We start from the raw sequence: 25,400 nt of genomic DNA on the forward strand, positions 1-25,400 counted from the left end.
TCAAATCCGACAAAACCTTTTCCTCCCTCGTGCGGTCACTCCTTTTACGAGACTGGCATGCATGCCGGCGCGCCCTTTTGGGCCTTTTGCAATCCTGCCGCCCGATGAGAGAAAAGGAATCGAACCATGCCGATTTCCCGACGCAACTTCATGATCCTCGGCGCCGTAACCGCGACGGCGTTCGCCATGCCCCCCTTTATCAGCCTCAAGGCCTACGCGGCCAGTCTGGAGCAACCGGCCATGAGCAAAGTCACCCTGCAAGTCAACGGAAAACCGCAATCCCTGGAAGTCGACACCCGCACCACCCTGCTCGACGCCCTGCGCGAACACCTGCACCTGACCGGCACCAAGAAAGGCTGCGACCACGGCCAGTGCGGCGCCTGCACGGTGATCGCCGACGGGCGGCGGATCAACTCCTGCCTGACCCTGGCAGTCATGCACGACGGCAGCGAAGTCACTACCATCGAAGGCCTCGGCATGCCGGACAAGCTGCACCCGATGCAGGCCGCGTTCATCAAGCACGACGGCTATCAGTGCGGCTACTGCACGCCGGGGCAGATCTGCTCCGCAGTCGCGGTGCTCAAGGAAATCCGCGACGGTATTCCCAGCCACGTCAGCCCGAGCCTGACCGAGCCGCCGAAACTGATCGCCGCCGAACTGCAGGAGCGCATGAGCGGCAATATCTGCCGCTGCGGCGCGTACTCGAACATCATCGAAGCCATCACTGAAGTCGCGGAGGTGCCGGCATGAGAGCCTTCAATTACAGCCGCGCCGACTCGCCTGCCGCAGCCGCTTCCCAAGCTGCGCAAGTCGAGGGCGCCAAGTTCATCGCCGGCGGCACTAACCTGCTCGACCTGATGAAACTCGACATCGAAACGCCAGTGCACCTGATCGACGTCAACCACCTGGGCCTCGATCAGATCGAAGCCACGCCTGAGGGCGGACTGCGCATCGGCGCGCTGGTGCGCAACACCGATCTGGCCGCCGATGCCCGCGTGCGCAAGGATTACGCCCTGCTCTCCCGAGCCTTGCTCGCCGGGGCTTCCGGGCAGTTGCGCAACATGGCAACCACCGCCGGCAACCTGCTGCAACGCACTCGATGCCCGTACTTTTACGACACCCACCAGGCCTGCAACAAGCGCACTCCGGGCAGCGGCTGCGCGGCGATCGGCGGGGTCACCCGGCAACTGGGGATCATCGGCGTCAGTGACGCGTGCATCGCCACCCATCCGAGCGACATGGCTATCGCCATGCGCGCCCTCGATGCGCAGATCGAAACGGTCAAGCCTGACGGCAGCACCCGCAGCATCCCAATCGCCGAATTCCATCAGTTGCCGGGCAACACGCCGAACATTGAAACCAGCCTCACGCCCGGCGAATTCATCACCGCCGTGACCCTGCCGGCGCCGGTCGGCGGCACGCACATTTATCACAAGGTCCGCGATCGTTCGTCCTACGCGTTTGCCTTGGTTTCGGTCGGTCTGATCTTGCAAAAGGACGGCACCGGTCGCGTAGCCGTTGGCGGCATTGCGCCGAAACCATGGCGGGTCGAAGCCGCTGAAGCGCTGCTGCCCAAGGGCGCCAAAGCGGTCAGCGAGCGCCTGCTCGAAGGCGCGACCCCCACCGATGACAACCAATTCAAACTGACACTGGTCGAGCGCACGCTGGCTTCGGTGTTGGCGCAAGCGAGGGAAACCGCATGAAATTCGACACGCCCGCCACTACCAATCCCATCGACCGCCTGAAGGTCGTCGGCCAGCCCACCGAGCGCATCGAAGGCCCGTTGAAAACCAGCGGCCAGGCCACTTACGCCTATGAGCAACATGAAGCGGCGGCCAATCAGGCCTATGGCTTCATGGTTGACTCGGCGATTGCCAAAGGTCGGATCAAAGCCATTCATCTCGACGCGGCCAAAGCCGCACCGGGTGTGCTGGCGATCGTCACTGCCGAGAATGCCGGCAAGCTCGACAAAGGCGATTACAACGCCGCGCATCTGCTCGCCGGGCCTGAAGTGCAGCATTACCAGCAAGCCGTTGCATTGGTGGTTGCCGAGACGTTCGAACAGGCGCGCGCCGCCGCGCAACTGGTCAAGGTTGATTACGAGACAGCAGAGGGCAAGTTCGATCTGGCCAGCGTCAAAGACCTCGGCGTCGAGCCGAAAGACGAGCTGCCGGACGTCAATCACGGCGATTTCGACAAGGCCTTCGCCGCTGCCCCGGTGCAGTTCGATCAGACCTACACCACGCCAGACCAGTCCCACGCGATGATGGAACCCCACGCGACATTGGCGGCATGGAAAGGCGATCAGCTGACCGTGTGGACATCGAATCAGATGGTCGCCTGGAGTGTCGGCGACATCGCCAAAACCCTCGGCCTGCCGAAGGATAAAGTCCGCTTGGTCTCGCCCTATATTGGTGGCGGTTTCGGCGGCAAGCTGTTCATCCGCGCCGACGTGATCCTTGCCGCTCTCGGCGCACGCATGGCTGGCCGGCCGGTGAAAGTCGCCCTCGCCCGCCCGCAAATGGCCAACAACACCACCCATCGCCCGGCCACGATTCAGCGCATCCGCATGGGCGCCACGGCCGACGGCAAGCTGACCGCCATCGCGCATGAAGGCTGGTCGGGCAACCTCGCCGACGGCAAGGTCGAACTGGCCGCGCAGCCGAGTCAACTGTTGTACGCCGCAGAAAACCGCCGCGTCAGCATGCGCCTCGCCCCGCTCGACCTGCCCGAAGGCAATGCGATGCGCGCGCCGGGTGAAGCGCCGGGGCTGATGGTGCTGGAAATCGCCATGGACGAAATGGCCGAACAGCTGAAGATGGACCCGGTGCTGTTCCGCATCGCTAACGACACACAGGTCGATCCGGTGAAGACCGAGCGGCCGTTTTCTCAGCGTCAACTGGTCAAATGCCTGCAGATCGGCGCGGAGAAATTCGGCTGGGATCAGCGCAAAGGGCAACCGGGCACTCGCCGTGAAGGCCGTTGGCTGATTGGCATGGGCGTGGCGGCGGCGTTTCGCAATAACCTGCTGGTCAAGTCCGGCGCCCGCGTGCGCCTGGAGCGTGACGGCAAGGTCGTTGTTGAAACCGACATGACCGATATCGGCACCGGCAGCTACACGATCATCGCGCAGACCGCCGCCGAGATGATGGGCGTTGGTCTCAATGATGTCGTGGTGCGTCTGGGCGATTCGGACTTCCCGGTTTCGGCTGGTTCCGGCGGCCAGTTCGGCGGCAACTGCTCGACCGCCGGGGTCTACGCGGCGTGCGTGAAATTGCGCGAAGCGGTGGCGCAGAAGCTGGGGCTGCCGGCGGATCAGGCCGAGTTTGCCGATGGTCAGGTGCGCGTCGGCAGCAAAAGTCTGCCGCTGCGCAATGCGGCTGAAGGCGGCGCACTAGTGGGCGAGGACAGCATCGAATTCGGTGATCTGGCCGAGAAGTATCAACAATCGACCTTCGGCGCGCATTTCGTCGAAGTCGCCGTCCATGCCGCCACTGGCGAAGTTCGTGTACGGCGCATGTTGGCGGTTTGCGCTGCGGGACGGATTCTCAACCCGACCTCGGCGCGCAGTCAGGTGATCGGCGCGATGACCATGGGCGTCGGCGCGGCATTGATGGAAGAGCTGGCGGTGGACAAGCGCCTGGGCTTCTTCGTCAACCATGACCTGGCCGGATACGAGGTGCCGGTGCACGCCGACATTCCGCATCAGGAGGTAATTTTCCTCGAAGAAACCGACCCGATTTCTTCGCCGATGAAGGCCAAGGGCGTTGGTGAACTGGGGATTTGCGGCGTAAGTGCGGCAGTGGCGAACGCGATCTACAACGCCACCGGCGCGAGGGTGCGCGAGTACCCGATCACGCTGGACAAGATTCTGGATTCATTGCCGGAGATGATTTGAAGTCAAAAGCCCCTCATCGGAACGCCGCCCGCCTAGCCCTCTCCCAAAGGGAGAGGGGACCGATCCGGGTATATTCAGGATGTGCAGCGACTTGAAAGTCTTTCTGTGTATCCATAATCGCAACGGCCCGTTCAGGTCGATGCACATCGCAAGACACCGCGGTCGGCTCCCACTCCCCCGGGAGACGCCTGGGGTGAGTCGCATGCTGGTAACGCACTAGCATGGGGTGCTAGGGGTCGACGGGATTCACCACCACGCTTTCAGAATGCCGAACCTCTCGAGCATCCCCCAATCGGCTCCCTCTCCCTCGGGAGAGGGCTGGGGTGAGGGGCGCGGTTTCACTCGGTCTTTGGATATTGCGCATCACTGACCTGCTCCATCCAGTCCACCACCTTGCCATCCAGCACTTCCGCAATTGCGATATGACTCATCGCCGTCGTCGGCGCCGCCCCGTGCCAATGTTTGGCACCCGGCGCAATCCAGACGGTATCGCCCGGACGGATTTCACGAACCGGCTGGCCCCATTCCTGGACGAACCCTGCTCCTGCGGTGACGATCAATGTCTGTCCTAACGGATGGGTGTGCCACGCAGTTCTCGCGCCCGGCTCGAACGTTACGGTCGCGCCGCTGACGCGCGCCTCGTCGGTACCCTTGAACGGCGCATCCACCCGCACCGTGCCAGTGAACCAGTCAGCCGGTCCTTTGGCCGACGGTTGCGAACCATTCGGCGTGACCGTGACACGCGGGTTTTCAGTGGCCTGCACCTCACCCGCCAACAGCGAGAGCGTCAGCGCAGAAGCAGCGATCGGGTTCATGGCGGGTCCTCCGGATAGATAATGCAACCACTGTAGCGATCCGCACTCTTTGGATAATCGACTAGAATCCGAAAAAACTTATGCAGGACAATCATCAATGCTCCGGGAAAACGCCACCGACCTGCTCGCCTTTCTCGCCGTCGCCCGTGAACGCAGTTTCACCAAGGCCGCGGCCAAACTCGGCGTGTCGCAATCGGCGCTCAGCCACACCATCCGCAGTCTCGAAGCGCGTCTCGGCCTGCGCCTGCTGACCCGCACCACGCGCAGCGTTTCCCCAACCGAAGCCGGAGAACATCTGCTGCTGACCATCGGCCCGCGCTTCGAAGAAATCGAGGTGGAACTGGCCGCCCTGAGCAATCTGCGCGAGACCCCGGCCGGGAGGATCCGCATCAGCGCTACCGACCACTCACTGAACTGGATTTTGCGTCCGGTGTTGCAGGAGTTCCTGCCGCAGTACCCGGACGTCGCCGTCGAAGTCTGCTGTGACTACGGTTTCGTCGACATCGCCGGCCAGGGCTTCGATGCCGGCGTGCGCCTGGGCGAAGACGTTGCTCAAGGCATGATCGCCACCCGCATTGGCCCGGACATGCGCATGGCCGTGGTCGGCTCGCCCGCCTACTTCGCACAACGCACCGCGCCGCAAACTCCGCGCGACCTGACCGCCCACGCCTGCAACAACCTGCGTCTGCCAACCAACGGCGGACTGTACGCCTGGGAATTCGAAAAGGATGGCGAAAGCCTGAAAGTTCGCGTCTCCGGCCAGGTCACCCTGAATGGCGTGTACCCGTTGCTCGACGCCGCGTTGGACGGTTTCGGTCTGAGCTACATCCCGGAAAACGTCGTCGCGCCGTTTCTGGCCGACGGCCGCTTGATCCAGGTGCTGGGAGACTGGTGCCCGGCGTTTTCCGGCTATCACCTGTACTACCCGAGTCGACGCCAGGCAGCGCCGGCGTTTGCCTTGTTGCTGGAAGCGTTGCGCTATCGCGTTTGACCCGGTTCAACCCAGCAACGCAATCAACTGATGCCGCTGCGCATCGGTGAGCATCGGCCCGAAACCGGCTCCGGCGTTGTCAGTCATGTAGCGCGGATTGCTGGTCCCCGGAATCACGCAGGTCACAGCCGGGTGCGCCAGCAGAAACTTCAGCGCCAGTTGCGGCCAACTGCTGACCTGCACATCCGAAACCCACGCCGGCAGCGGTTTGCCTTTGAGCCGGTTGAGCAGATCGCCGCCGCCAAACGGTCGATTACAAATCACCGCCACTCCACGCTCCCGGCACAACGGCAGAATGCGTTTCTCGACAGCGCGGTCATCGAGGGCGTAGTTGATTTGAAGGAAATCCAGCTTCTCGGCCTTCAGCACCGCCTCGACCTCGTCATAGGCCGACGAGGTGTAATGGGTGATGCCGATGTAGCGAATCCGCCCCTGCTCCTGCCATTCGCGCAGGGTCGGCAAGTGGGTTTGCCAATCGAGCAGGTTGTGAATCTGCATCAGGTCGATGCGCTCGGTTTGCAGCAGGCTGAACGACTGCTCCATCTGCGCGATGCCTTCCTTGCGCCCGCGTGTCCACACCTTGGTAGCGAGAAAGGCCGGCGAGCGCGGTTCGTGGATCGACAGCAGTTCACCAGTGGTCTGCTCGGCGCGGCCGTACATCGGTGAGCTGTCGATCAGCGTGCCGCCCTTCCTGAACAGCGCATCGAGCACGGCGGGCAACTGCCGGTAAACCGGATCACCCGGGCCGACGTCGAAACCGCGATAGGTGCCCAAGCCGACCATGGGCAGCGCTTCGGAGCTTGAAGGGATGGCGCGGGTCTGCATGGTCTGGTCTCCTGCCGTGTGCGGCGCACTGGAGGTCGGCGGTATACCGCTGGCCAACGCCCGATCAATCGTCAACATCGCCGCTGCCTGAGCAGCCAGCGTAAGCAAGCGGCGACGGGAGTAACCCTCAGTTTGGCGCATGCGAGTCCTCCTGCTGCGCGGATCTGTTGCATGGTGTGTGCGCAGGCTGCCCGGCGCAGGCGCTGAACTACACTGCCACAGTCAACCTCTCACCCCGTTAAAAGTAGCCGAATGTCCCGAACCCTGATGTCACTCGTCGTTTTCATCGTTGCCGTGTACCTGGTCCTGTGCGCCGCACTGTTCGTATTTCAGCGCTCGCTGATCTGGTTTCCCCAGCCCGCCGCCGTGGTTTCAGCGGATTCGCGATTGAGACTGTCAATGCCGGATGCTGAAGTCTGGGTGACCACTCGAGAACGCAGCGGAACAAGGGCGCTGATCTATTTCGGCGGCAATGCCGAGGACGTCTCGCGCAATCTGCCGGAGTTCACCGAGGCGTTCCCGGACTACGCGCTGTATTTCCTGCACTACCGGGGCTTTGGTGGCAGCACTGGCTCGCCATCGGAAGCGGCTATTGCCGAAGATGCGCTGGCGTTGTTCGATCAGGTCTACGCCTCTCATCCGCAAGTCGCGGTAGTCGGTCGCAGCCTCGGCTCGGGGGTGGCGGCGCGCCTGGCCAGTCAGCGGCCGGTGCGGAATCTGATCCTGGTGACGCCGTTCTACAACCTCGAGGAAATCGCCGAACGGCAATACCCGTGGGTGCCGGTGAAATGGTTGCTGAAGGATCGTTTTGAATCGGGCAAGTACGCCGCGCATGTTCGCGTGCCGACCTTGTTGTTGGCGGCGAGTGATGACGAGGTGATTGGACGCAATAGCACACAGCGGTTGTTGGAGAGTTTTCCTGCGGGGGTGGCGACGCTCAAGGTGGTGCCGGAATCGGGGCATAACTCGATTTCCGAGCGAGGGGAATATTTGCGGTGGATGGGTGATGTGTTGAATCGCTGACAGGTGTAGCGATCATGCAGACGCCTTCGCGAGCAGGCTCGCTCCCACGGGGTAACGCATTTCAAATGCAGGTGTGAGCCTGCTCGCGATGAAGTCGGTACCGACATCAGCATTTACAGCTACTGTCCAATGCTAAGGCTGATGGCCGCTCCGGGCATTTTCGTCGCCAGCGGTGGCTGGGCGCGGCATGACGTGTTGATGTCCGGTCGGGTCGTTGAGCTGGATGACATTACCCTTCTGCCACGCATCAGCCCCCGGTGCGACAGGTGCCGGTCTGATCTCGGCACGGGCCTTTTTCTTCTCGGTACTGTCGATGCCCAGGCGCTGATCGCGCTGGCGGACCATTTGCGCATCGGCCTGACCGTCAGCGGTAAAGCCCATCATCAACTGCGGCACGCCCAGCGGCAGTTGCTTGTCCTGATCGGTGTGCCAGGTGTGCCAGGTCTTGCCGTAGGTATTGGCGAGCTTTTCCATCAAGCGCGTTTCCGCCACTTGCGGGATGCCCGGCGCGACCAATTGGCCAGAAGTGACCTCGTGAGCGTGGCTATGCCACAAGGCTTTTTCCTTCGCCGGCAACTGGGTGAACAGGCGCTGGCTGATGATGTATTCCACGCCCATCAGCTTCGCTTCAGCGGTGTTGCCGTCGTAGATCACGCACTGGAACACTTCCTCGTTGAGCGCCGAGCAGTAGTGGTGTGCTTCCATCTGCGCGCCGGGATGACCGTTGTAGAAATGGAATCCATCAAGGTACATGTTCAACGCGCGGATCGGCGGTTTGTCCTGCAACCATTGCGCGCCGACTTCGAGCATTTCCGTGTCGGAAGCTTTGGCCTGGCCCGGCGTCTGCACCGGTGACTCGGTGTTGCTCATCGCACAGCCGGTCAGCGCGGCGACCATCAAACCGACGGGAACCCAACGTCCCTGCGAGGTTGTATTACGCATGTTTCTCTCCTCAAACATTCAGTGGCGGGCCCGTGCTGGCCCTGTTCTGCAACTGAAAGCAGGAGAACCGCAGAGTTCGAAAAAGCTGCGTGCGGATCAGACTGGAGAGATCGTTGCCAGTACGCCAATCAGGATGGTCAAGGTCAGAAAGCCGCCGAGGAAAATCGCCATCTTGTACATGTTGCGCTCCTTGATGCTGAGTGTGCGGTGCACCGGACGCTTCGGGATGAGGTCGGAGGGTGACTGGCCGCACTGCCGGGGCATTCTGAGCCCGTCGCTGTACTGAATACAGAGGCAGATGACACAGAAAAATACGGATCAGATGCACATCTGATCCGCTTCGGGCATGGACCGGTATTCAGCCTGAGACTTGAGGATCCACTTTCGCCCCGGTTGATCTACAGTGATTGCCGACCGACAACAATAAAAACCGGAGTGACCATGCCCGACCTCGCCTTGCAGCCCAACGTCGCCGCGTCCCTCGAGCGCTGGCACGAAATGATCCGCAGCGGCAATCTCAAAGCCCTGCCTGAACTGCTCGATCCGCAAGCGGTGTTCCGCTCGCCCATGGCCCACACGCCCTACCCCGGCGCGCCCGTGGTGTCGATGATCCTCAATACAGTGTTCGAAGTGTTTGAAGATTTCACCTATCACCGCGAGTTGGCGACGGCGGATGGCTTGAATGTGATTCTGGAATTCAGCGCCAGGGTTGGTGCGAAGGAGTTGAAAGGCATCGACATGATCCGCTTCGACGCCAGCGGCAAGATCGTCGAATTCGAAGTGATGGTACGGCCGCTGAGCGGATTGCAAGCTTTGGGCGAAGAAATGGGTCGTCGCCTGGGCGCCTACCTGGCTTCTGCAAAAGCCTGAATCCCCACCGGACCGTAGGAGCGTAGGAGCGTAGGAACGTAGGAGCTGACGAGTGCAACGAGGCTGCGATCTTTTGATCTTGATCTTGATCTTGACCTTCAAACGTCAAAGTCAAAGTCAAAGTCAAAAGATCGCAGCCTCGTTGCACTCGTCAGCTCCTACCGGTTCGGCGTATAAAAAAACCCACTGACCGTCGCCGGTTCAGTGGGTTTTGTGTGTCAGGGTTCTGGTTACAGAGCCATGTCACGTGCAGCGTTTTCCTTCGGCGCTACCGCTTTGTCAGCCGCAGGTGCCGCTGGAGCAGCTACCTGACCGATCACCGGAGGCGTCGGCAGTTCGAGGATCTTCGCGGTGTAAGCCCACTCTGCTGCCACTTTGGCCGGATCGCTGTTCAGCTGGGTGCCGTAGCTCGGCACGATCTGGTGCAGCTTGGTCTGCCACTCAGGAGTCGCGACTTTGTCCTTGAAGACTTTCTGCAGCACGCTCAGCATGATCGGTGCAGCAGTCGACGCGCCTGGCGATGCGCCCAGCAGGCCGGCGATCGAGCCGTCTTGCGAAGCAACGATCTCGGTGCCCAGTTTCAGCACGCCACCAGCGGCTTCATCACGCTTGATGATTTGCACGCGTTGGCCGGCTTGCCACAGGCGCCAGTCTTCGGCCTTGGCATTCGGGAAGTATTCCTTCAGCGCGTTCAGGCGGTCTTCATCCGACAGCATCAGTTGACCGGCAAGGTACTCGACCAGCGGGTATTCCTTGATGCCGACCTTGGTCATCGGCCAGATGTTGTGGGTGGTGGTGCTGGTCAGCAGGTCGAAGTACGAACCTTCCTTGAGGAACTTGGTGCTGAAGGTCGCGAACGGGCCAAACAGAATGACGCGCTTGCCGTCCAGGACACGGGTGTCCAGGTGCGGAACCGACATCGGTGGCGCGCCAACCGAAGCCTTGCCATAGGCCTTGGCCAGGTGCTGCTCGGCAATAGTCGGATTCTCGGTCACCAGGAACGAGCCACCAACCGGGAAGCCTGCATATTCCTTGGCTTCAGGAATGCCCGACTTCTGCAGCAGGTGCAGGGCACCGCCGCCAGCGCCGATGAACACGAACTTGGCGTCGGTCTCGGTTTTGCTGCCGTCTTTCAGATTTTTGTAGCTGACACGCCAGGTGCCATCGGCGTTCTTGGTGATGTCTTCGACTTCGCTCGACAGTTTCAGATCGAAGTTAGGCTTGGTCTGCAGGTGAGCGGCGAACTGGCGGGTGATTTCGCCGAAGTTCATGTCCGTACCCAGCGGGCTCCAGGTGGCCGCGATTTTCTGGTTCGGGTCACGCCCTTCCATCATCAGCGGTACCCACTTCTTGATCACGGCCGGATCTTCGGAGTACTGCATGCCGGCGAACAGCGGGCTCGCCTGCAGCGCTTCGTAGCGCTTTTTCAGGAACTTGATGTTGTCATCGCCCCACACGAAGCTCATGTGCGGTGTGGTGTTGATGAACGAGCGAGGGTTCTTCAGCACGCCCTGCTGAACCTGCCAGGCCCAGAACTGACGCGAAACCTGGAACGCTTCGTTGATCTCGACGGCTTTCGGGATCGTTACGTTGCCCTTGTCGTCTTCCGGGGTGTAGTTCAGCTCGGCGAGGGCCGAGTGACCGGTACCGGCGTTGTTCCAGCCGTTGGAGCTTTCCAGGGCGACGCCGTCAAGGCGCTCGACCATCTCCATCGACCAGCTCGGTTCCAGCTCATTGATCCACACACCCAGGGTGGTGCTCATGATGCCGCCGCCGATCAGCAGGACGTCAACTTTCTTCGCTTCGGCAGCATTGGCAGACGACATCCCCATCGCCAAAGCCAGGCCCAGCAAGGCTGTGTTCACTTTCTTAAACATCTGTTGCACCTATGATAAAACGCCTTCCGCCCGTCGTTGTTATCAGTCTGCGTTGCGCTTGGTTGACGCTCAGGCTGGCGTCGCGCAATCGTCACACTTCAATATTGACGGGTGGGCACACAAGGCCGACATGTAACATCGACCTCAGTTAATGTCCCTTCTGAACTGACTTCTTATCGTTATTGGCTTCAGCTGCTTGAGCGACAGGGATCCCGTCGGCCCGCCCTGAAAGGCAAGCCAACCGAATTAGGTCAAAGCAAATTGGCGCGGAGAATATCACGTCAGGGCGAACCCGCGCGTCTGTTCCCGACTTGAAAGTCTTTTTCCATCCAAGAGGATTATCGGCCACAGCGCACGGAACATGACGCTGCTTCGGCGTGTAGTGGCAAATTTTTTCCGCGATACATATCGCAACTCATTGAATCAGTGCACACGGCGCGTTGCTCATCATGAAAATAACCTGCTACGTTGTACGATGACTGATGAATTCAACTTCAGTCATTTCCATCCAATAACAACAAGGAAACAACATGACCAAGTCCCGCCTCCTTATCGGCTTGTTCTGTGCCTTCAGCGTCTGCGCCATGGCCGCCCCTGCCCCAGCGGAAAAACAAGTGGCCCAAGCGGTCGATCAGTTGACCCAGGCGATGCTGCACAAAGACGTCGCCGAACTGAACGCCCTCACCGCACCAAACCTGACCTACGGCCATTCCAGCGGCAAGATCCAGGACAAACAGGAATTCATCGCCGATATCGAAACCGGTCGCAGCGCATTCAAGACCCTCGAGATGCAGAAGCAGACCATCACCCTGTCCGGCGATACCGCGCTGGTGCGCCACCACTTTTCCGCGCAGGCGTTGAAGGGGACCGAGGTGATTCCGACCGAGATCGAGAATTTCCAGATCTGGCAGAAGCAGGGCGGGAAGTGGTTGTTGGTGGGGCGCCAGGCGTTCAGGTTTTGATTGAGCGCACATTCGCCTGATTCAGTATTGCCCGAGCTGACCTCTTCGCGAGCAGGCTCGCTCCCACAGGGTTCGGCGGTGTCGAGTCCTTTGTGGGAGCGAGCCTGCTCGTGATAGCGCCAGTCCAGACAACCAAAAACCCTCACCTGAATATCACAACCGAAACCGATCCACCGACCGCGCCAACTGCCCCGCCAGGTTCGACAATTCATCCGTGGTCGTCGCGGTCTGTCCGATCACCCGGCTATTGCCCTCGCTCATTCCGGCAATCATCTCCACCTGATGGGCGATTTCGTTGCTGGCCATACTCTGTTCGCCAATCGTGCGAGTAATGTCATTGACCAGTTGCGTGGTGTTCAGTGTGGCATCGAGGATTTCGCGAATCGCCCGCTCGACTTCCGCCGTCACCGCCATGCCCTTGTCGACCTGCGCCACACCGGCCTCCATGCTGCTGACCGCCTCACGCGTGCTGTTCTGGATGCGCGCGACCATCGCGGCGATTTCCTGGGTCGAAGCGCTGGTGCGTGCGGCCAGACTGCGCACTTCATCGGCGACCACGGCAAAGCCCCGGCCCTGCTCACCCGCGCGGGCCGCCTCGATCGCGGCGTTGAGGGCCAGCAGATTGGTCTGGTCGGCGATGCTCTTGATCACTTGAATGATGTTGAAGATCGCCTCGGATTCCTGATCCAGCGTGCGGATCACCTGCGCCGACTGCTGCGCCGAGCGGGCGATGTCGTCCATGTCGCTGACTACCTGGTGGATCACTCCACCGCCCTCCTTGGCCAGGGTTTCCGCCTGATTGGCCATGCTCAGGGCGCGTTCGGCGTGACGGGTGATTTCTTCGATACTGGCGGTCATCTGGCTGGCGGCAGCCGCCATCGTCCCGGCGGCGACGCTCTGCTGCTGGCTGCTGTCGGCGACCTGATGGCAGCCGTGGCTGAGCTGCTCGCTCATGCCGCTGACACCGTGGGCGTTGCGCCGCACCACGTCGATCATGTTGCGCAGATCGCGCTGCATGGTCGCCAGGGTGCGTATCAACACGCTGGCCTCGTCTTTGCCGGCAGGCTCGACAATCGGCTCGCTGAGATTGCCATGGGCAATGCTTTCGGCGATGCGGCTGGCGGTCTTCAGCGGCCCGAGAATACTGCGCATCACCCAGCGCCCCTGAATCAGCAGCAGCAAAAGACTGGCGATCAGCACCACGCCGAGGGCGAGATTGGCATTGCGAATGGCTGCTCCGGTGCCTTCGCTGGTCTGTCGGGTGTTGCTTTCAATCAGCTCGCTGAGCGTCGCCATCTGCTCTTCGAGCTGGCTGAACGCGGTGCTGAATCGACCGAGTTGCTGCTGGGCAGCGTCGGGATTGTCCAGCGCTACGCCGACAATCTGTTCGGCGGACTTGATGTAAGTGTCGAGGCTCGGCTTGATCTGCTCCAGCGCCGTGCGCAGCTGCGGGTTGATCGGCAGTTTCAGGTTGTCATCCAGCACTTCACGAAAATGCCCGGCGTGCTCGGCGAGCGAATCGCGCACCTCGGTCGCGGTGCCGGTGCTTTTGCCCAGGCCGACCAGCATCGCCGAATAGACATCGGCGCGCAGGGCGTCGTGCATCATGTCGGCTTCCATGTGATTGCGCAGCGCGCTCATGCTCACCGTGTTATCGCCGACCGCCGTGGCCATCCGCAGATTGCCGACGTAACTGACCAGACTCACGATCAGCGCCGTCAACAGACTTGTCGCAATCAGCAACACCAAACGCAGTTTGATCGACACCGTGGAATCTCCCGTGGGCACGCTGGATTGCGCTTGTCGGATATCAGTTAAGCCTATTTGCATGGAACTGCCGACACAGAGCGTATCGGCTGATGTCAGCGGCGACTTGAATCCGGCAAAACTTTTCAACCGCGGGCCCAGTCACACGTTGCAGCGCCGATGGATAACGCCTTCATCGCCGGTTAACCCTGGCAGGCTGGAAATCCATCGCTTCGAACATTCATGCAGCTGAAGGAAACGCTTATGAAACGTGCACTGTGGTTTGGTCTGCTCGGCACCCTGGCAATCGGCACCGCGCAGGCAGCAACGGAAAAAGTCGCGATCAATCTGGTCAGCGCCGACGGTGCGCCGCTGGCGATCGGTTCGGTCACTGTCAGCGAGACGCCTTATGGCCTGCTGTTCACACCCGAGCTGAAATCGTTGCCGGCCGGCATTCACGGTTTCCATGTCCATGAAAACGGCAGCTGCGAAGCGGGCACCAAGGATGGCGTCAAAGGCGCGGCACTGGCCGCTGGCGGACACTTCGATCCGGCGAAAACCGACAAGCATCTTGGTCCGTACGCTGACGGACACCTGGGTGATCTGCCAGCGGTGTATGTGACGGCTGACGGTGTCGCCAACTATCCGGTGCTGGCGCCACGCCTGAAGAAAATTTCCGAGATCAAGGGCCACGCCCTGATGATCCACGCCGGCGGCGATAACCATTCCGACATGCCCAAGCCATTGGGCGGTGGCGGCGATCGCGTGGCCTGCGGGGTGATCTGATCCCTCAGCGCGGCGCTCGACGCCAGCGCGTCAACACCAGCAAGGACAGCCCGGCGCCCAGCAGCGCCAGGGCCATGTCCTTCTGCGAATCCCACGGGTCGTTCTGCGCACCGACAAAGGCTTGGGCGGTGTCGTCGCCCAGATAAGCGCCGCCGACCCATTCGATCAACTCGTACAACGCCGACGTCGCCAGCACCACATTCAAGGTCAACAGCGCCAGCCAAGCGCCGCGCAATGGCGTCAGACGCAGCAGCACTTCGCGCATCGGCCAGACCAGCAGCAACCCGTAGCTCAGGTGCACCAGCCGGTCATAGTGATTGCGTTCAAGACCAAGGACTTTGTTGACGCTGACCCCGGTCAGCAGCGTGCTCCACTGATCGTAGGGCACCCGCGAATAGGTGTAATGCGCGCCGACTTCATGGATGCACAGGAAGGCGAAGATCATCCCCAGCGACAGCGTCGACAGGCGAAAACGCCGATGCGCCAGCAGCAGGGTCATCACCAGCGCCAGCGCTAGAACATTCTCCAGTAACCAGTCGACGCGGCTGCGCGGGTCGATGCCGAGGACGAAGGCCAGCAGGACAAATCCGCTGAGCAATGCGGCTTCGATGCGCGGGTCTGCGGGGCGGGCAATGTTGTCGCTGACTCTGACGAGCATGGTTCGCTTCTCGGCAATGCAGGCATGCGGTAGACACTCTGCCGTTTCACCCGGTTCCTCGCCGCTTCGTTTTCAGCGCTCACGGAACTCCCGCGCGCCGTTCACCTCTGACGTTATGTAGTCCCTTCCCTTTTTGCTTAGCGCCTGTGGAGGAACACGTCATGCGCAAGTTAGTCCTGATTTCTTCTTTAATGCTTTGCCTGCCGGTCGGTTCGGCGCTGGCCCGCGTTGATGCGGGTGACGTCGCCACTTCGGCAGGTGTCTCCGCGTCGCTGTACTCGACCTTCAAGGACGACAAAATGGTAATTCCGGCCCGTGACGACGTGTCTGCCTTTGTCGCCAGCGGCGGGGCCATTCGTGGGGTTTATCTTGAGTCGGTACTGCAGCAGGTGCGCCAGGCCAACCCTGGCTTGAACGCCAGCGATGAGGACCTGGCCAACGCTATTCTGGTGCAATACGAAGGCGTGCATCAGTAGTCACGAGGGAAGCAGCGGCCGATGGACGGCCGCTGAGTGCGCATAGGCAAATCCGTCCGACGGCCTCTATGATGGAGGCCATGACGACGACCCTGCCCTTGCGCTCACCCTGCCCACCTGGCGCCTGCATCTGCGGGCGCGATCCGTTGCTGGAAACGCCTGGCGCGGACTTGCGCATCCTGCGCCTGACCCGTGCCGAGGAGAAAATCCTCCTGGCGCGCTTGGAACAACTCAAAGATCTCGACGACCTCAAACGCCTGCAACAGCGCATGTACGAGCAGCTGGGCATCCGCGTCGATGTCGCACCTGGTTTCAATGAAGTGCGCACCATGCGCGGCATCGCCATTCAGATCGACGAGTTGCCGGGGCTGTGCCGCAAGACACGTGCGGCGATCCCGGCGGCGATCCGCAAGGGTCTGGAAAACCACCCGCAAATCGCCTTCGAACTGCTCAACGCCCACGACTTGCTGCGCGACACCTGATCACTTTTTCATGCCGACGCGTTTGCGCATTTCGGCAGTGATGGTCTGACGGGTTTTCTTCATATCTGCCCAAGGGGCATCGCCGACTTCGGTCAAGCGCTCGTGAACGTTATAGATGTTCCAGTGATTACCGCCCTTGATTTCAGCCACCTCCTCTCGGTACAGCGGCACGGAAACCGGCATGCCTTCCCGCGCCCGTGCGGCGTAGGCGCAGATGGTGGTGGCGCCGAGGCCGTTGCGCAGGTAATCGATGAATATCCGCCCGACGCGGTTTTTCGGCCCGGACACCGCCGAAATACGATCCGGCAACAACTTGGCCATGTGGCTGACGATGGCGTGGCTGAAGTCCTTCACTTCGTCCCAGCCGTGCTTGCGTGTCAATGGCACCACCAGGTGAATACCTTTGCCGCCGCTGGTTTTCAGGAAGGTTTTGAGGCCCAGCTCATCAAGCACAGTGAGGGTCAGCGCGGTGGCTTCTACCATGCTTTTCCATGGCAGCGCCGGATCCGGGTCGAGGTCGAGTACAAAGCGATCGGGCTTGTCCAGATCCACCGTCGTCGCGTTCCAGGTGTGTAGCTCCACGGTGCTCATCTGCACCGCGCCGACCAGCGCTTCGGGATTGTTGATCATCATCACTGGCTGGCCGGTGACATCCTTGTCCAGTGCGGTGATGCCGGGGATGGCCAGGCGATCGGCGTTCTTCTGAAAGAACAGTTCACCGGCGATGCCGTCCGGTGCACGCACCAGCGCGACCGGGCGATCCTTGAGTTGCGGCAGGATGTATTCGGCGACGCTGGCGTAATACTGCGCCAGCTGCATTTTGGTCGTGCCGCTGACTGCGTCGATCACCCGATCAGGGTGAGTGATGCGCACCTTGCCGCCGGCCAGCCCCGCTTGCGATGGTGCGGTTTCGGCTTTGCTCGCAGCAGTCTTCTTCGCCGGTTTCTTCGCAGCGGGTTTGGTTTTTTCGGTCTTCTCGGATTTTTCGGACTTGGCAGCTTTCACAGGCTTCGCTCGCTCCTCTGTAATGTCCTTGGCCGGTTTGTCATCGCGCAGACCATGGAACACGGCGTGGCGCACCGAGCCGTCTTTGGTCATCTCGGCGAATGCTACTTCCGCCAGCAGTTTCGGCTTCAGCCAATGCACGCCTTTGGCCTCGAAACCACTCGGCGGATTGACCACCGCCGCGCTCTTGGTCTGTAACGGTTTGAGCTGGGCAAGGATGCTTTTCAATGTGGTTTCGTTGAACCCGGTGCCGACCTTGCCGGCGTAGCGCAACTCGCCACTGTCAGCGTCGTGCAGGCCGAGCAGCAAGGCACCGAAGGCACTGCGCGCACCTTTCGGATCGGTATAGCCGACGATGACGAATTCCTGGCGATGTTTGCACTTGAGCTTGATCCAGTCGCCGCTGCGCCGCGACACATAAGGCGAGCCGAGCCGCTTGCCGATCAGGCCTTCCATCTGCATCTGGCAGGCGCTGTTGAGCAGTGCGTCCGGGGTTTCTTCGAACGCTTCGGAGAAGCGCAGTGTTGAGGACTCTTTCTGTGCGCCGAGGATGGTGCTCAGGGCGGCGCGACGCTCTTCGACCGGTACGTCGCGCAGGTCAACGCCGTTGAGATACGGCACGTCGAACAAGTAATAAACGATATTGCCGCTGCGCCCGGCATCGAAGGCATTCTGCAATGCCTGAAAATCCGGTACGCCTTGTTCGTTGGCCACCACCATCTCGCCGTCGAGCCACGCCGACTCCAGCCCCAGCGCCGCCAGCGCCTTGGCCTGTTGCGGCAGTTTGTGCGTCCAATCGTGGCCGTTGCGGGTGAACAGCTGGACCTCAGCGTGGTCGATCCGCGCCATGATCCGGTAGCCGTCGAACTTGATCTCGTAACTCCACTGCCCTTCGGGCGCGCTATCGACCAATGTGGCCAGTTCCGGTTTGATCAGCGCCGGCAGCTTGGCCTTGCGCGCGCCGGTGAGCTGCCCGGACGCTTGCTTGCGCGGCTTGGCCGGGGCTTTTTTTACCGGTTTGGCCTTGTCGGCGGCGGGCGCAGATTTACCGACGATCGTGCGCTCGCTGAGCACGCTGTCGGGCTCAGCGACCAGCACGTCGAAGTCATCCTGCGGGCGCGCAGCGTTGTCCTGATGTTTGATCAGAAACCATTGCTCCTTCTTGCCGGGCATGTGCGTGCGCACCAGATTCCACACGCCGCCAAGCTTCTCGCCCTGCAACTCGAACTTGAGCCGCCCCTTGGCATAGGCCTTGTGCGGATCCTCCAGCGGAATCCACACACCGCGATCCCAGACAATCACATCACCGGCACCGTAATGCCCCTCGGGAATGCTGCCTTCGAACGTCGCGTAATCGAGCGGATGGTCCTCGACATGAATCGCCAGGCGCTTGACCTTGGGATCCAGCGACGGCCCCTTCGGCACCGCCCAGCTCTTCAGCGCGCCATCGAGTTCCAGGCGAAAGTCGTAGTGCAGGTGCGAAGCGTCATGCTTCTGGATGCAGAACTGCAAAGCATGATCCTTGGCAGACTTACGCCCCGGGCGCTTGACCGCAGCCGGTTCCGAAGTCGCGGAAAAATCACGCATGCGGTTGTAATCGTCGAGGTTCCTGTTCATGAGCACACCGATGGCAGACGGGTTCTGTTATGCAGAAGAGCGACACGGCGGCGGAAAAATTCAATCGAGGTAAAAAAGCCCCGGACGGATGGAGGGGCCGGGGCTTGTAACGACACATTGAGTAATTGCCTGGGCTGGCTAAACAGAGTGCAGGCGCTAAGGTTTTTTCAGGATCTCGAAAGGGAGGCAATGGAATGCCTGCTGCTGCAAAAGCCTGTCGTCTTAGAAAGGGTCGGTACTCTGAAAGCGGAAGAATTTATCTGCTTACAGCTGTGGTTAACCGGCGCGAGCGTGTTTTCAACAATTGGCAGGATGGGAGATTGGTAGTCAATGAGATGAGACGTTGCAGTGAAGCCGGCTTAGCTACTTCTCTGGCTTGGGTTGTGATGCCAGACCACCTGCATTGGCTCGTTGAGCTTGATAAGGGCTCGCTTGCAGATTTGATGTGTCGCGTTAAATCCCGAAGTTGCCAGGCATAAAATCAAAGGCATGGTCGCCAGGGACAATTATGGCAGCGAGGTTATTACGATCGCGCTTTGCGGCGTGATGAAGATCTCAGAGCCGCTGCGCTCTATGTAGTCAAGAATCCTGTGCGAGCCGGTCTGGTGGCGCGCCTCGGGGATTATCCGCTGTGGGATGCTATCTGGCTCTGAAGATCAAAAGATCGCGGCCTTCGGCAGCTCCTACAGGTGCACCGTATTTCAAATGTAGGAGCTGCCGAAGGCTGCGATCTTTTACGTGCGAAAACGTTGCACTCGGTGCAGGCAGGAACACCATGCGAGCCGGTCTGGTGGCGCGCTTGGGGGATTATCCTTTCTGGTTTGAAGATCAAAAGATCGCAGCCTTCGGCAGCTCCTACAGGTGCACCGTATTTCAAATGTAGGAGCTGCCGAAGGCTGCGATCTTTTATGTGCGAAAACGTTGCACTCGGTGCAGGCAGGAACACCATGCGAGCCGGTCTGGTGGCGCCGCTTGGGCGATTACCCTTTCTCGCTTTGAAGATCAAAAGATCGCGGCCTTCGGCAGCTCCTACAGGTGCACCGTATTCAAATGTAGGAGCTGCCGAAGGCTGCGATCTTTTATGTGCGAAAACGTTGCACTCGGTGCAGGCAGGAACACCATGCGAGCCGGTCTGGTGGCGCGCTTGGGCGATTACCCTTTCTGGTTTGAAGATCAAAAGATCGCAGCCTTCGGCAGCTCCTACAGGTGCACCGTATTTCAAATGTAGGAGCTGCCGAGGGCTGCGATCTTTTATGTGCGAAAACGTTGCACTCGGTGCAGGCAGGAACACCATGCGAGCCGGTCGGGTGGCGCGCTTGGGGGATTACCCTTTCTGGTTTGAAGATCAAAAGATCGCAGCCTTCGGCAGCTCCTACAGGTGCACCGTATTTCAAATGTAGGAGCTGCCGAAGGCTGCGATCTTTTATTTTCAAAAAGGCCGCAATCTTTGGAGGCAGGAACACCATGCGAGCCGGTCGGGTGGCGCGCTTGGGGGATTACCCTTTGCGGGACGCTATCTGGCTCTGAAGATCAAAAGATCGCGGCCTTCGGCAGCTCCTACAGGTGCACCGTATTTCAAATGTAGGAGCTGCCGAAGGCTGCGATCTTTTATGCGAAAACGCTGCACTCGGTGCAGGCAGGGACACCATGCGAGCCGGTCTGGTGGCGCGCTTGGGGGATTACCCTTTCTCGCTTTGAAGATCAAAAGATCGCAGCCTTCGGCAGCTCCTACGGTCGCACCGTATTTCAAAGGTAGGAGCTGCCGAAGGCTGCGATCTTTTGAGTTTGCGTCAGGCTTGTCCTTTCGCCTGCTTTTCCAGATGCACCTGCAGGTCTGGATCGATCTGTAAGGCCGCGGCCAGCTCGTCGAGATAGCTGCGTTCGGCATCCTGTTGGTCGTCCACCAACATCACGCTGGCCAGATACATTTCGGCAGCTACGGCGGGATCGCCATCGGCAGATTGCGCTACTTCACCAGGGTCCAGCGGTTTGGCGACCTCAGCGTCAAGCCATTGCTGCAACTGCGGGTCGGCGGTGTGTTTGCCGATTTCGCTGCTGATGAGGTGCTTTTCTGCGTCGTCGATACGCCCGTCAGCCTTGGCGGCGGCGATCAAGGCGCGCAGTACCGCGTGGCTGTGGGTTTCGATTTGCGGGCCGGCGAGCAGGTCGGCGGTCTGTGGCAGCTCTTGCGGCGCTTTGCTGGCCTGGCTGCGTTGCCAGGCTTGATACGCCTTGTAGGCCATCATGCCCAGCGAAGCGAGGGCCGCGTAATGGGTACCGCCGGAACGGCTTCGGCTGCCGCCTCCGAGGGCGCTTCCCAACCCGCCACCGCCGAGCAAACCACCGAGTAGACCGCCCAGGCCACCGAGTCCGCCGGAAGCCGCACCACCCGCGCGGGTCTGCCCTCCTCCGCCCAACAGTCCGCCGAGCAACCCGCCCAGCCCGTCGCCGGCCGCAGCCCCACGTTGTTGTCCCGCCGAGGCCTGGCCTCGCAGCAGTTGTTCGAGCAAATCGCTGGTGTTCATGATGTCATCCTCAGGGTCCCGGACCGATTGCGTCAGGCAACAATAGACCGACGCGGCCGTAGCGCCAGCACCGTTGGGCTGACGCCCGATAACCGATGAATCGCCACCCGAGAAATTTTCCGCCGGCCAGCTAAGATTCATGGGTGGTGAACCTTATCCCGGCGAAACCGGTCGATAGCTGCAACCCGACCCGGTTTGCCGCCGCCCTTCCTGAAGATGGGCGATACCCGGCTTGCTTCACTTTCTGGAGAACGCCCCCGTGATATCCACCGTACACATCGCCAGGCTCAAAGCATGGGGCGCCCATGGTTTCACCGCGACTGGCGTGGTCACAGCCTTCCTTGCCACCCTCGCCCTGCTGGAAAACCAGCCGATCCATTGCCTGATGTGGCTGGGCGTGGCGCTGATCGTCGACGGCCTCGATGGCGCGCTGGCGCGCAAGGTCAATGTGCAATCGGTGCTGCCGAGTTTCGACGGCTCCATTCTTGATCTGGTGATCGATTACCTGACGTATGTATTCATCCCGGCGCTGTTTATCTACCGCTACATTCCCCTGCCCGACTACACCTTGTTGCTGACGGTGTCGGTGATTCTAGTCTCATCGCTGTTCTGCTTCTGCAACGTCAACATGAAGAGCAAGGACAACTACTTTGTCGGTTTCCCGGCGGCCTGGAACGTGGTTGCGCTGTGCCTGTACATCATTGGCCCGGGGCCGTGGATCACCTTTCTCACGGTGATCGGTCTGGCATTGCTGACGGTGACGCGGATGAAGTTCCTGCACCCGTTCCGCGTTCGCCGCTTCATGCCGATCAACATTGCGGTGACGGCGATCTGGCTGTTGTGCAGCCTGTCGCTGGTGCTCAATCACCCGGTAATCAACCCGCTGGTGATGGGCTTGTGGCTGCTGATGTCGGCTTACTTTCTCGGGATCTGCATCTGGCGCACGGCGCTGGAGTGGTTTGATCGCGGCCATTTGAAATAAACACCTCCCCCTGTAGGAGTGAGCCTGCTCGCGAATGCGGTGGTTCCATCAACATCAAGGTTGGCTGGCACACCGCTTTCGCGAGCAGGCTCGCTCCCCCAGAGATCTTCATCGACCAGGAAATCCGATGTGGACTAGCGCTTGGTAATCACCACCTCCAGATACTCACTCGGCACCACAAGCGACTCGTCTCCCGCCCGATTCGCGCGATTGAGCAACTCGGTCAGATCATCCTCCAGCGCCTGCCCAGCCTCCGGCGACAACACCGCAAATGCCTTGTGCACCGGCCCGTACCAGTGCCGAAAGATGTCAATGAAATGCGCCGCCGAGCGATAGCGGAAGTTGAAATGATTGCGCGTCACGCGCACGACGAAATCGCGATCATCGAAATGCTTGTGCAGCCACGCATCCGAGCCCCAGTTCGACGGCGGCTGAGCAACCGCTGGCGGCGGCAGATGCTGGCCGAGAATCTTGAACATCTGCCCGACGAAGCCCTCCGGCGTCCAGTTCGCCATACCGATCCGCCCGCCCCGCCGACAGACCCGCCCCAGTTCAGCAGCGGCGGTGACCTGATCGGGCGCGAACATCACCCCGAAGGTGGACAGCACGGCGTCGTAGCTTTCATCGGGAAACGGCAGCGCCTCGGCATCGGCCACCTGAAAAATCACCTCCAGATGCTCGGCCCGGGCGCGATCCTGACCACGCTCCAGCAGCGCCGCCACGTAATCGGTCGAGGTCACCACACAACCGCGCCGCGCTGCCGCCAGGGTGGCGTTGCCGTTACCGGCGGCAACATCCAGCACTTCCTCATCGCAGCGCAGATCGCAGGCCTCGGCGAGGCTTTCGCCAACGATCTGCAAAGTGGTGCCGATCACGGCGTAGTCGCCACTGGCCCAAGCGACTTTCTGACGTTCCTTCAGGGCAGTGAGATCAATCGGGGTACTCATGACAGCGAGCTCCGTGGCAGAGAAGAATGCACAGGCTGCGACGCGGACCGTGCTTGCTCACTATCGCGCCGAGGCTGCCCGGCGTCCCTGTCAATCGTCCGGCGACGCCATAAACCGGGCACTTTGCCGATGAGCGGCGGAAATCTGTCAAGCACCTGATACACCTTGCGCATTGCCAGCGTCGCGGGATTGGTTTCTGATGCCGGTTCGCCTCTGGAACGGATCTGACTGATGTCATTGCAACTGGATTGGCTCGCCGCACACATGCAGCACAGCGATCGCTTTGCGGCGTGGATTCACCAACAATTCCATTACGAATACGCCGATCAACCTTTGGCTCGATGGCAGCGAGAATTTGCCGAAGGCCAAAGCAATGGCGATTGGTCATGCCTGATTGCCCTGGACGGCGAGCGTCTGCTCGGGGGTGCGGCACTGGCGCGCGATGATCTCGCTGATCGACCCGATCTCGGTCCCTGGCTGGCCTGTGTATTCGTCGACCCCGAGGCGCGTGGTCAAGGCCTGGCCGAGCGGTTGATCGAAGGCATATGCGAAGAGGCGAAAAAACGAGGAGTGGCGCGCCTGTATCTGCACACGCAGGACAAACGCGATTACTACGACAAACGCGGCTGGCAGGTTCTGCAGCAGTTTCAAGCTTGGGACAACACGCAATGGCTCATGGTCCGCGACCTCTGAGCCATTGCGTTGTTTTGATCAGGCGGCCGGTGCCTTGGCCTCCTCCAGCAACTGCTTGATCATCTGCTCCTGCTCCGCGTAGCGACCTTCACCGAAGTGGCTGTAACGCACCTGGCCCTTGGCGTCGATCAGGTAATGCGCCGGCCAGTACTGGTTGTCGAAGTGGCGCCAGATCGCGTAGTCGTTGTCGATCGCTACCGGGTAGGTGATGCCGAGTTTTTTCACCTGATCCTTGACGTTGTCGATGATGCGTTCGTAGCCGTATTCGGGGGTGTGTACGCCGATCACCACCAGCCCGTCCTTCTCATATTTCTGCGCCCAGTCTTTGACATACGGCAGGGTGTGCTGGCAGTTGATGCAGTCGTAGGTCCAGAAGTCCACCAGCACCACTTTGCCGCGCAGGGATTCGGCGTTCAGCTCCGGCGAATTGAGCCATTGCACAGCGCCGGACAGCGACGGCATCGTACCTTGGGCCTCGTCCCTCATTGAATCGGCGCGGACCTTGCTGACGAAGTAATCGGCCACTTTCGGTACGTTTTCCAAAACGTTTTTCTCGACGCTGGCCACGCCTTCCGAGGAGGTGCTGGCAAGCAAAGTCTTGTCGGCGCCCGTCGCAATCACCGCGACCGTAGCAAGCACCGCAACCCCGGCGCCACGGCGCAACCAGCCACTGAACGGAATCGACGGTTTCAGCCGATTGACCAGACCGCGCCCGGCGAAGATCAACGTCCCCAGCGATAACGCACTGCCGACGCCGTAAGCCAGCAGCAACAGGCTGGTCTGGGCATTGGCGCCCTGCAGCATCGCACCGGTGAGGATCACGCCAAGGATCGGCCCGGCACAGGGCGCCCACAACAGGCCAGTAGCGACACCGAGCATGATCGAGCCCATGGGTCCTGCGCGTTTGCGGGTGTCCTGATCGAGGCGGTTGCCCAGCGCGACGAAGGGCTTGGTCAGCCAGTCGCCAACCCGGGCCGAGATCAGCGACAGGGCGAACAGCGCCATGACCAACAGGGCCACGTGACGACCGGTGTTGCTGGCCTGGATCACCCACTCGCTGCTGACCACGGCGAGGCTGGAGATCAGCGCAAAGGTCAGCGCCATGCCGCCAAGCGTCAGCAAGATCGAGGAGCGTGTACGGTTGGCGCCAGCGAACAGAAACGGCACCACCGGCAGGATGCACGGACTGAGGACGGTCAGCAGACCGCCGAGAAATGCGATGAGGTACATACGGGGTCACCTTGGAATGGGGGCTGGGCACGCAACCGGGCAGCGAGGGG

At 60.8% G+C, this 25,400-nt stretch carries 23 protein-coding genes and 2 pseudogenes; 13 read left to right on the forward strand and 12 right to left on the reverse strand.

The features are described 5' to 3' along the window. The first annotated feature begins 126 nt into the window (after positions 1–126). From paoA to paoC, 3 genes are read left to right on the forward strand one after another with little or no spacing between them, the layout of a single operon-like run. Positions 127–750 (forward strand): aldehyde dehydrogenase iron-sulfur subunit PaoA, encoded by a 624-nt coding sequence (gene paoA, locus GXB78_RS17890; RefSeq protein ID WP_329516373.1) that lies wholly within the window; start codon positions 127–129, stop codon positions 748–750. Continuing rightward, positions 747–1,703 carry an FAD binding domain-containing protein gene (locus tag GXB78_RS17895; protein WP_329516374.1) on the forward strand — a complete coding sequence of 319 codons (957 nt, stop codon included), beginning with the start codon at positions 747–749 and terminating at the stop codon, positions 1,701–1,703. Before paoA ends, GXB78_RS17895 begins: the two co-directional genes overlap by 4 nt. Then, positions 1,700–3,898 carry an aldehyde oxidoreductase molybdenum-binding subunit PaoC gene (gene paoC / locus GXB78_RS17900; RefSeq protein ID WP_329516375.1) on the forward strand — a complete coding sequence of 733 codons (2,199 nt, stop codon included), beginning with the start codon at positions 1,700–1,702 and terminating at the stop codon, positions 3,896–3,898. The genes GXB78_RS17895 and paoC overlap by 4 nt, the downstream gene beginning before the upstream one ends. A 338-nt stretch (positions 3,899–4,236) precedes the next feature. On the opposite strand, the gene GXB78_RS17905 is transcribed toward paoC, so the two are convergent. Continuing rightward, a complete protein-coding gene (locus GXB78_RS17905) occupies positions 4,237–4,713 on the reverse strand; it encodes a (R)-mandelonitrile lyase (RefSeq protein WP_329516376.1) in 477 nt (158 codons plus the stop codon). A 97-nt stretch (positions 4,714–4,810) separates the two neighbouring features. Between GXB78_RS17905 and GXB78_RS17910 the strand changes: the two genes are divergently transcribed. After that, entirely contained in the window at positions 4,811–5,704 is an 894-nt protein-coding gene (locus GXB78_RS17910) for a LysR family transcriptional regulator (protein ID WP_329516377.1), read from the forward strand. Positions 5,705–5,710: 6 nt separating this feature from the next. Here the strand turns inward: GXB78_RS17910 and GXB78_RS17915 are convergent, their stop codons facing one another. Continuing rightward, positions 5,711–6,670, reverse strand: coding sequence for an aldo/keto reductase (locus tag GXB78_RS17915; protein WP_329516378.1), 960 nt, complete (start codon positions 6,668–6,670; stop codon positions 5,711–5,713). Positions 6,671–6,781: 111 nt separating this feature from the next. Between GXB78_RS17915 and GXB78_RS17920 the strand changes: the two genes are divergently transcribed. After that, entirely contained in the window at positions 6,782–7,552 is a 771-nt protein-coding gene (locus tag GXB78_RS17920; protein WP_329516379.1) for an alpha/beta hydrolase, read from the forward strand. Positions 7,553–7,684: 132 nt separating this feature from the next. On the opposite strand, the gene GXB78_RS17925 is transcribed toward GXB78_RS17920, so the two are convergent. Continuing rightward, on the reverse strand, positions 7,685–8,494 hold the full coding sequence (locus GXB78_RS17925; protein ID WP_408005135.1) for an OBAP family protein: 810 nt from the start codon (positions 8,492–8,494) through the stop codon (positions 7,685–7,687). Between the two features lie 96 nt (positions 8,495–8,590). Further along, positions 8,591–8,758, reverse strand: coding sequence for a hypothetical protein (locus GXB78_RS17930; RefSeq protein ID WP_329516380.1), 168 nt, complete (start codon positions 8,756–8,758; stop codon positions 8,591–8,593). A gap of 177 nt (positions 8,759–8,935) precedes the next feature. Between GXB78_RS17930 and GXB78_RS17935 the strand changes: the two genes are divergently transcribed. Further along, positions 8,936–9,364 (forward strand): nuclear transport factor 2 family protein, encoded by a 429-nt coding sequence (locus GXB78_RS17935; RefSeq protein ID WP_329516381.1) that lies wholly within the window; start codon positions 8,936–8,938, stop codon positions 9,362–9,364. Between the two features lie 230 nt (positions 9,365–9,594). Here GXB78_RS17935 and mqo read toward each other — a convergent pair whose 3' ends face one another. Beyond that, entirely contained in the window at positions 9,595–11,241 is a 1,647-nt protein-coding gene (gene mqo, locus GXB78_RS17940; protein WP_329516382.1) for a malate dehydrogenase (quinone), read from the reverse strand. A gap of 530 nt (positions 11,242–11,771) precedes the next feature. On the opposite strand from mqo, the gene GXB78_RS17945 reads away from it, so the two are divergent. After that, on the forward strand, positions 11,772–12,203 hold the full coding sequence (locus GXB78_RS17945) for a nuclear transport factor 2 family protein (protein ID WP_329516383.1): 432 nt from the start codon (positions 11,772–11,774) through the stop codon (positions 12,201–12,203). Between the two features lie 153 nt (positions 12,204–12,356). Here the strand turns inward: GXB78_RS17945 and GXB78_RS28205 are convergent, their stop codons facing one another. Together GXB78_RS28205 and GXB78_RS28210 are read right to left on the reverse strand one after the other, a co-directional pair. Then, entirely contained in the window at positions 12,357–13,220 is an 864-nt protein-coding gene (locus tag GXB78_RS28205; RefSeq protein WP_408005137.1) for a methyl-accepting chemotaxis protein, read from the reverse strand. Beyond that, a pseudogene (locus GXB78_RS28210) lies at positions 13,215–14,033 on the reverse strand (MCP four helix bundle domain-containing protein); the annotation flags it as partial. The pseudogene GXB78_RS28210 and the gene GXB78_RS28205, both read right to left, overlap by 6 nt. A gap of 180 nt (positions 14,034–14,213) precedes the next feature. On the opposite strand from GXB78_RS28210, the gene sodC reads away from it, so the two are divergent. Next, the gene (gene sodC / locus GXB78_RS17955) at positions 14,214–14,735 is read left to right on the forward strand and encodes a superoxide dismutase [Cu-Zn] SodC (protein WP_329516385.1); all 522 of its coding nucleotides are present in this window, start codon (positions 14,214–14,216) and stop codon (positions 14,733–14,735) included. A gap of 4 nt (positions 14,736–14,739) precedes the next feature. On the opposite strand, the gene GXB78_RS17960 is transcribed toward sodC, so the two are convergent. Beyond that, complete coding sequence (locus tag GXB78_RS17960) at positions 14,740–15,393, reverse strand: DUF2238 domain-containing protein (protein WP_329516386.1); 654 nt, start codon at positions 15,391–15,393, stop codon at positions 14,740–14,742. A gap of 161 nt (positions 15,394–15,554) precedes the next feature. Here GXB78_RS17960 and GXB78_RS17965 point away from each other — a divergent pair, with 161 nt between their 5' ends. Both GXB78_RS17965 and GXB78_RS17970 read left to right on the forward strand, forming a co-directional pair. Then, complete coding sequence (locus GXB78_RS17965) at positions 15,555–15,869, forward strand: DUF2388 domain-containing protein (RefSeq protein WP_039762352.1); 315 nt, start codon at positions 15,555–15,557, stop codon at positions 15,867–15,869. An 80-nt stretch (positions 15,870–15,949) separates the two neighbouring features. Continuing rightward, positions 15,950–16,351: a hypothetical protein gene (locus tag GXB78_RS17970; protein WP_178083677.1), complete on the forward strand. Its 402-nt coding sequence runs from the start codon at positions 15,950–15,952 to the stop codon at positions 16,349–16,351. Here the strand turns inward: GXB78_RS17970 and ligD are convergent, their stop codons facing one another. Then, on the reverse strand, positions 16,352–18,973 hold the full coding sequence (gene ligD / locus GXB78_RS17975; protein ID WP_329516387.1) for a DNA ligase D: 2,622 nt from the start codon (positions 18,971–18,973) through the stop codon (positions 16,352–16,354). A gap of 194 nt (positions 18,974–19,167) precedes the next feature. Between ligD and GXB78_RS17980 the strand changes: the two are divergent. Continuing rightward, positions 19,168–19,626 (forward strand): annotated as a pseudogene (locus tag GXB78_RS17980) (REP-associated tyrosine transposase). Between the two features lie 1,137 nt (positions 19,627–20,763). Here the strand turns inward: GXB78_RS17980 and GXB78_RS17985 are convergent. Then, on the reverse strand, positions 20,764–21,498 hold the full coding sequence (locus GXB78_RS17985; protein ID WP_329516388.1) for a tellurite resistance TerB family protein: 735 nt from the start codon (positions 21,496–21,498) through the stop codon (positions 20,764–20,766). A gap of 259 nt (positions 21,499–21,757) precedes the next feature. Here GXB78_RS17985 and pcsA point away from each other — a divergent pair, with 259 nt between their 5' ends. Beyond that, a complete protein-coding gene (gene pcsA, locus GXB78_RS17990) occupies positions 21,758–22,480 on the forward strand; it encodes a phosphatidylcholine synthase (protein WP_039762346.1) in 723 nt (240 codons plus the stop codon). Between the two features lie 134 nt (positions 22,481–22,614). Here pcsA and GXB78_RS17995 read toward each other — a convergent pair whose 3' ends face one another. Continuing rightward, the gene (locus GXB78_RS17995; RefSeq protein WP_329516389.1) at positions 22,615–23,427 is read right to left on the reverse strand and encodes a class I SAM-dependent methyltransferase; all 813 of its coding nucleotides are present in this window, start codon (positions 23,425–23,427) and stop codon (positions 22,615–22,617) included. A 231-nt stretch (positions 23,428–23,658) separates the two neighbouring features. Between GXB78_RS17995 and GXB78_RS18000 the strand changes: the two genes are divergently transcribed. Continuing rightward, positions 23,659–24,120: a GNAT family N-acetyltransferase gene (locus tag GXB78_RS18000; protein ID WP_329516391.1), complete on the forward strand. Its 462-nt coding sequence runs from the start codon at positions 23,659–23,661 to the stop codon at positions 24,118–24,120. A gap of 18 nt (positions 24,121–24,138) precedes the next feature. On the opposite strand, the gene GXB78_RS18005 is transcribed toward GXB78_RS18000, so the two are convergent. Continuing rightward, positions 24,139–25,350, reverse strand: a complete 1,212-nt coding sequence (locus GXB78_RS18005; protein ID WP_329516392.1) for a cytochrome c biogenesis protein DipZ — start codon at positions 25,348–25,350, stop codon at positions 24,139–24,141. Positions 25,351–25,400 lie beyond the last annotated feature (50 nt).

This window comes from Pseudomonas moraviensis subsp. stanleyae (genome assembly GCF_036283065.1).
Taxonomy (GTDB): Bacteria; Pseudomonadota; Gammaproteobacteria; order Pseudomonadales; family Pseudomonadaceae; genus Aquipseudomonas; species Aquipseudomonas stanleyae.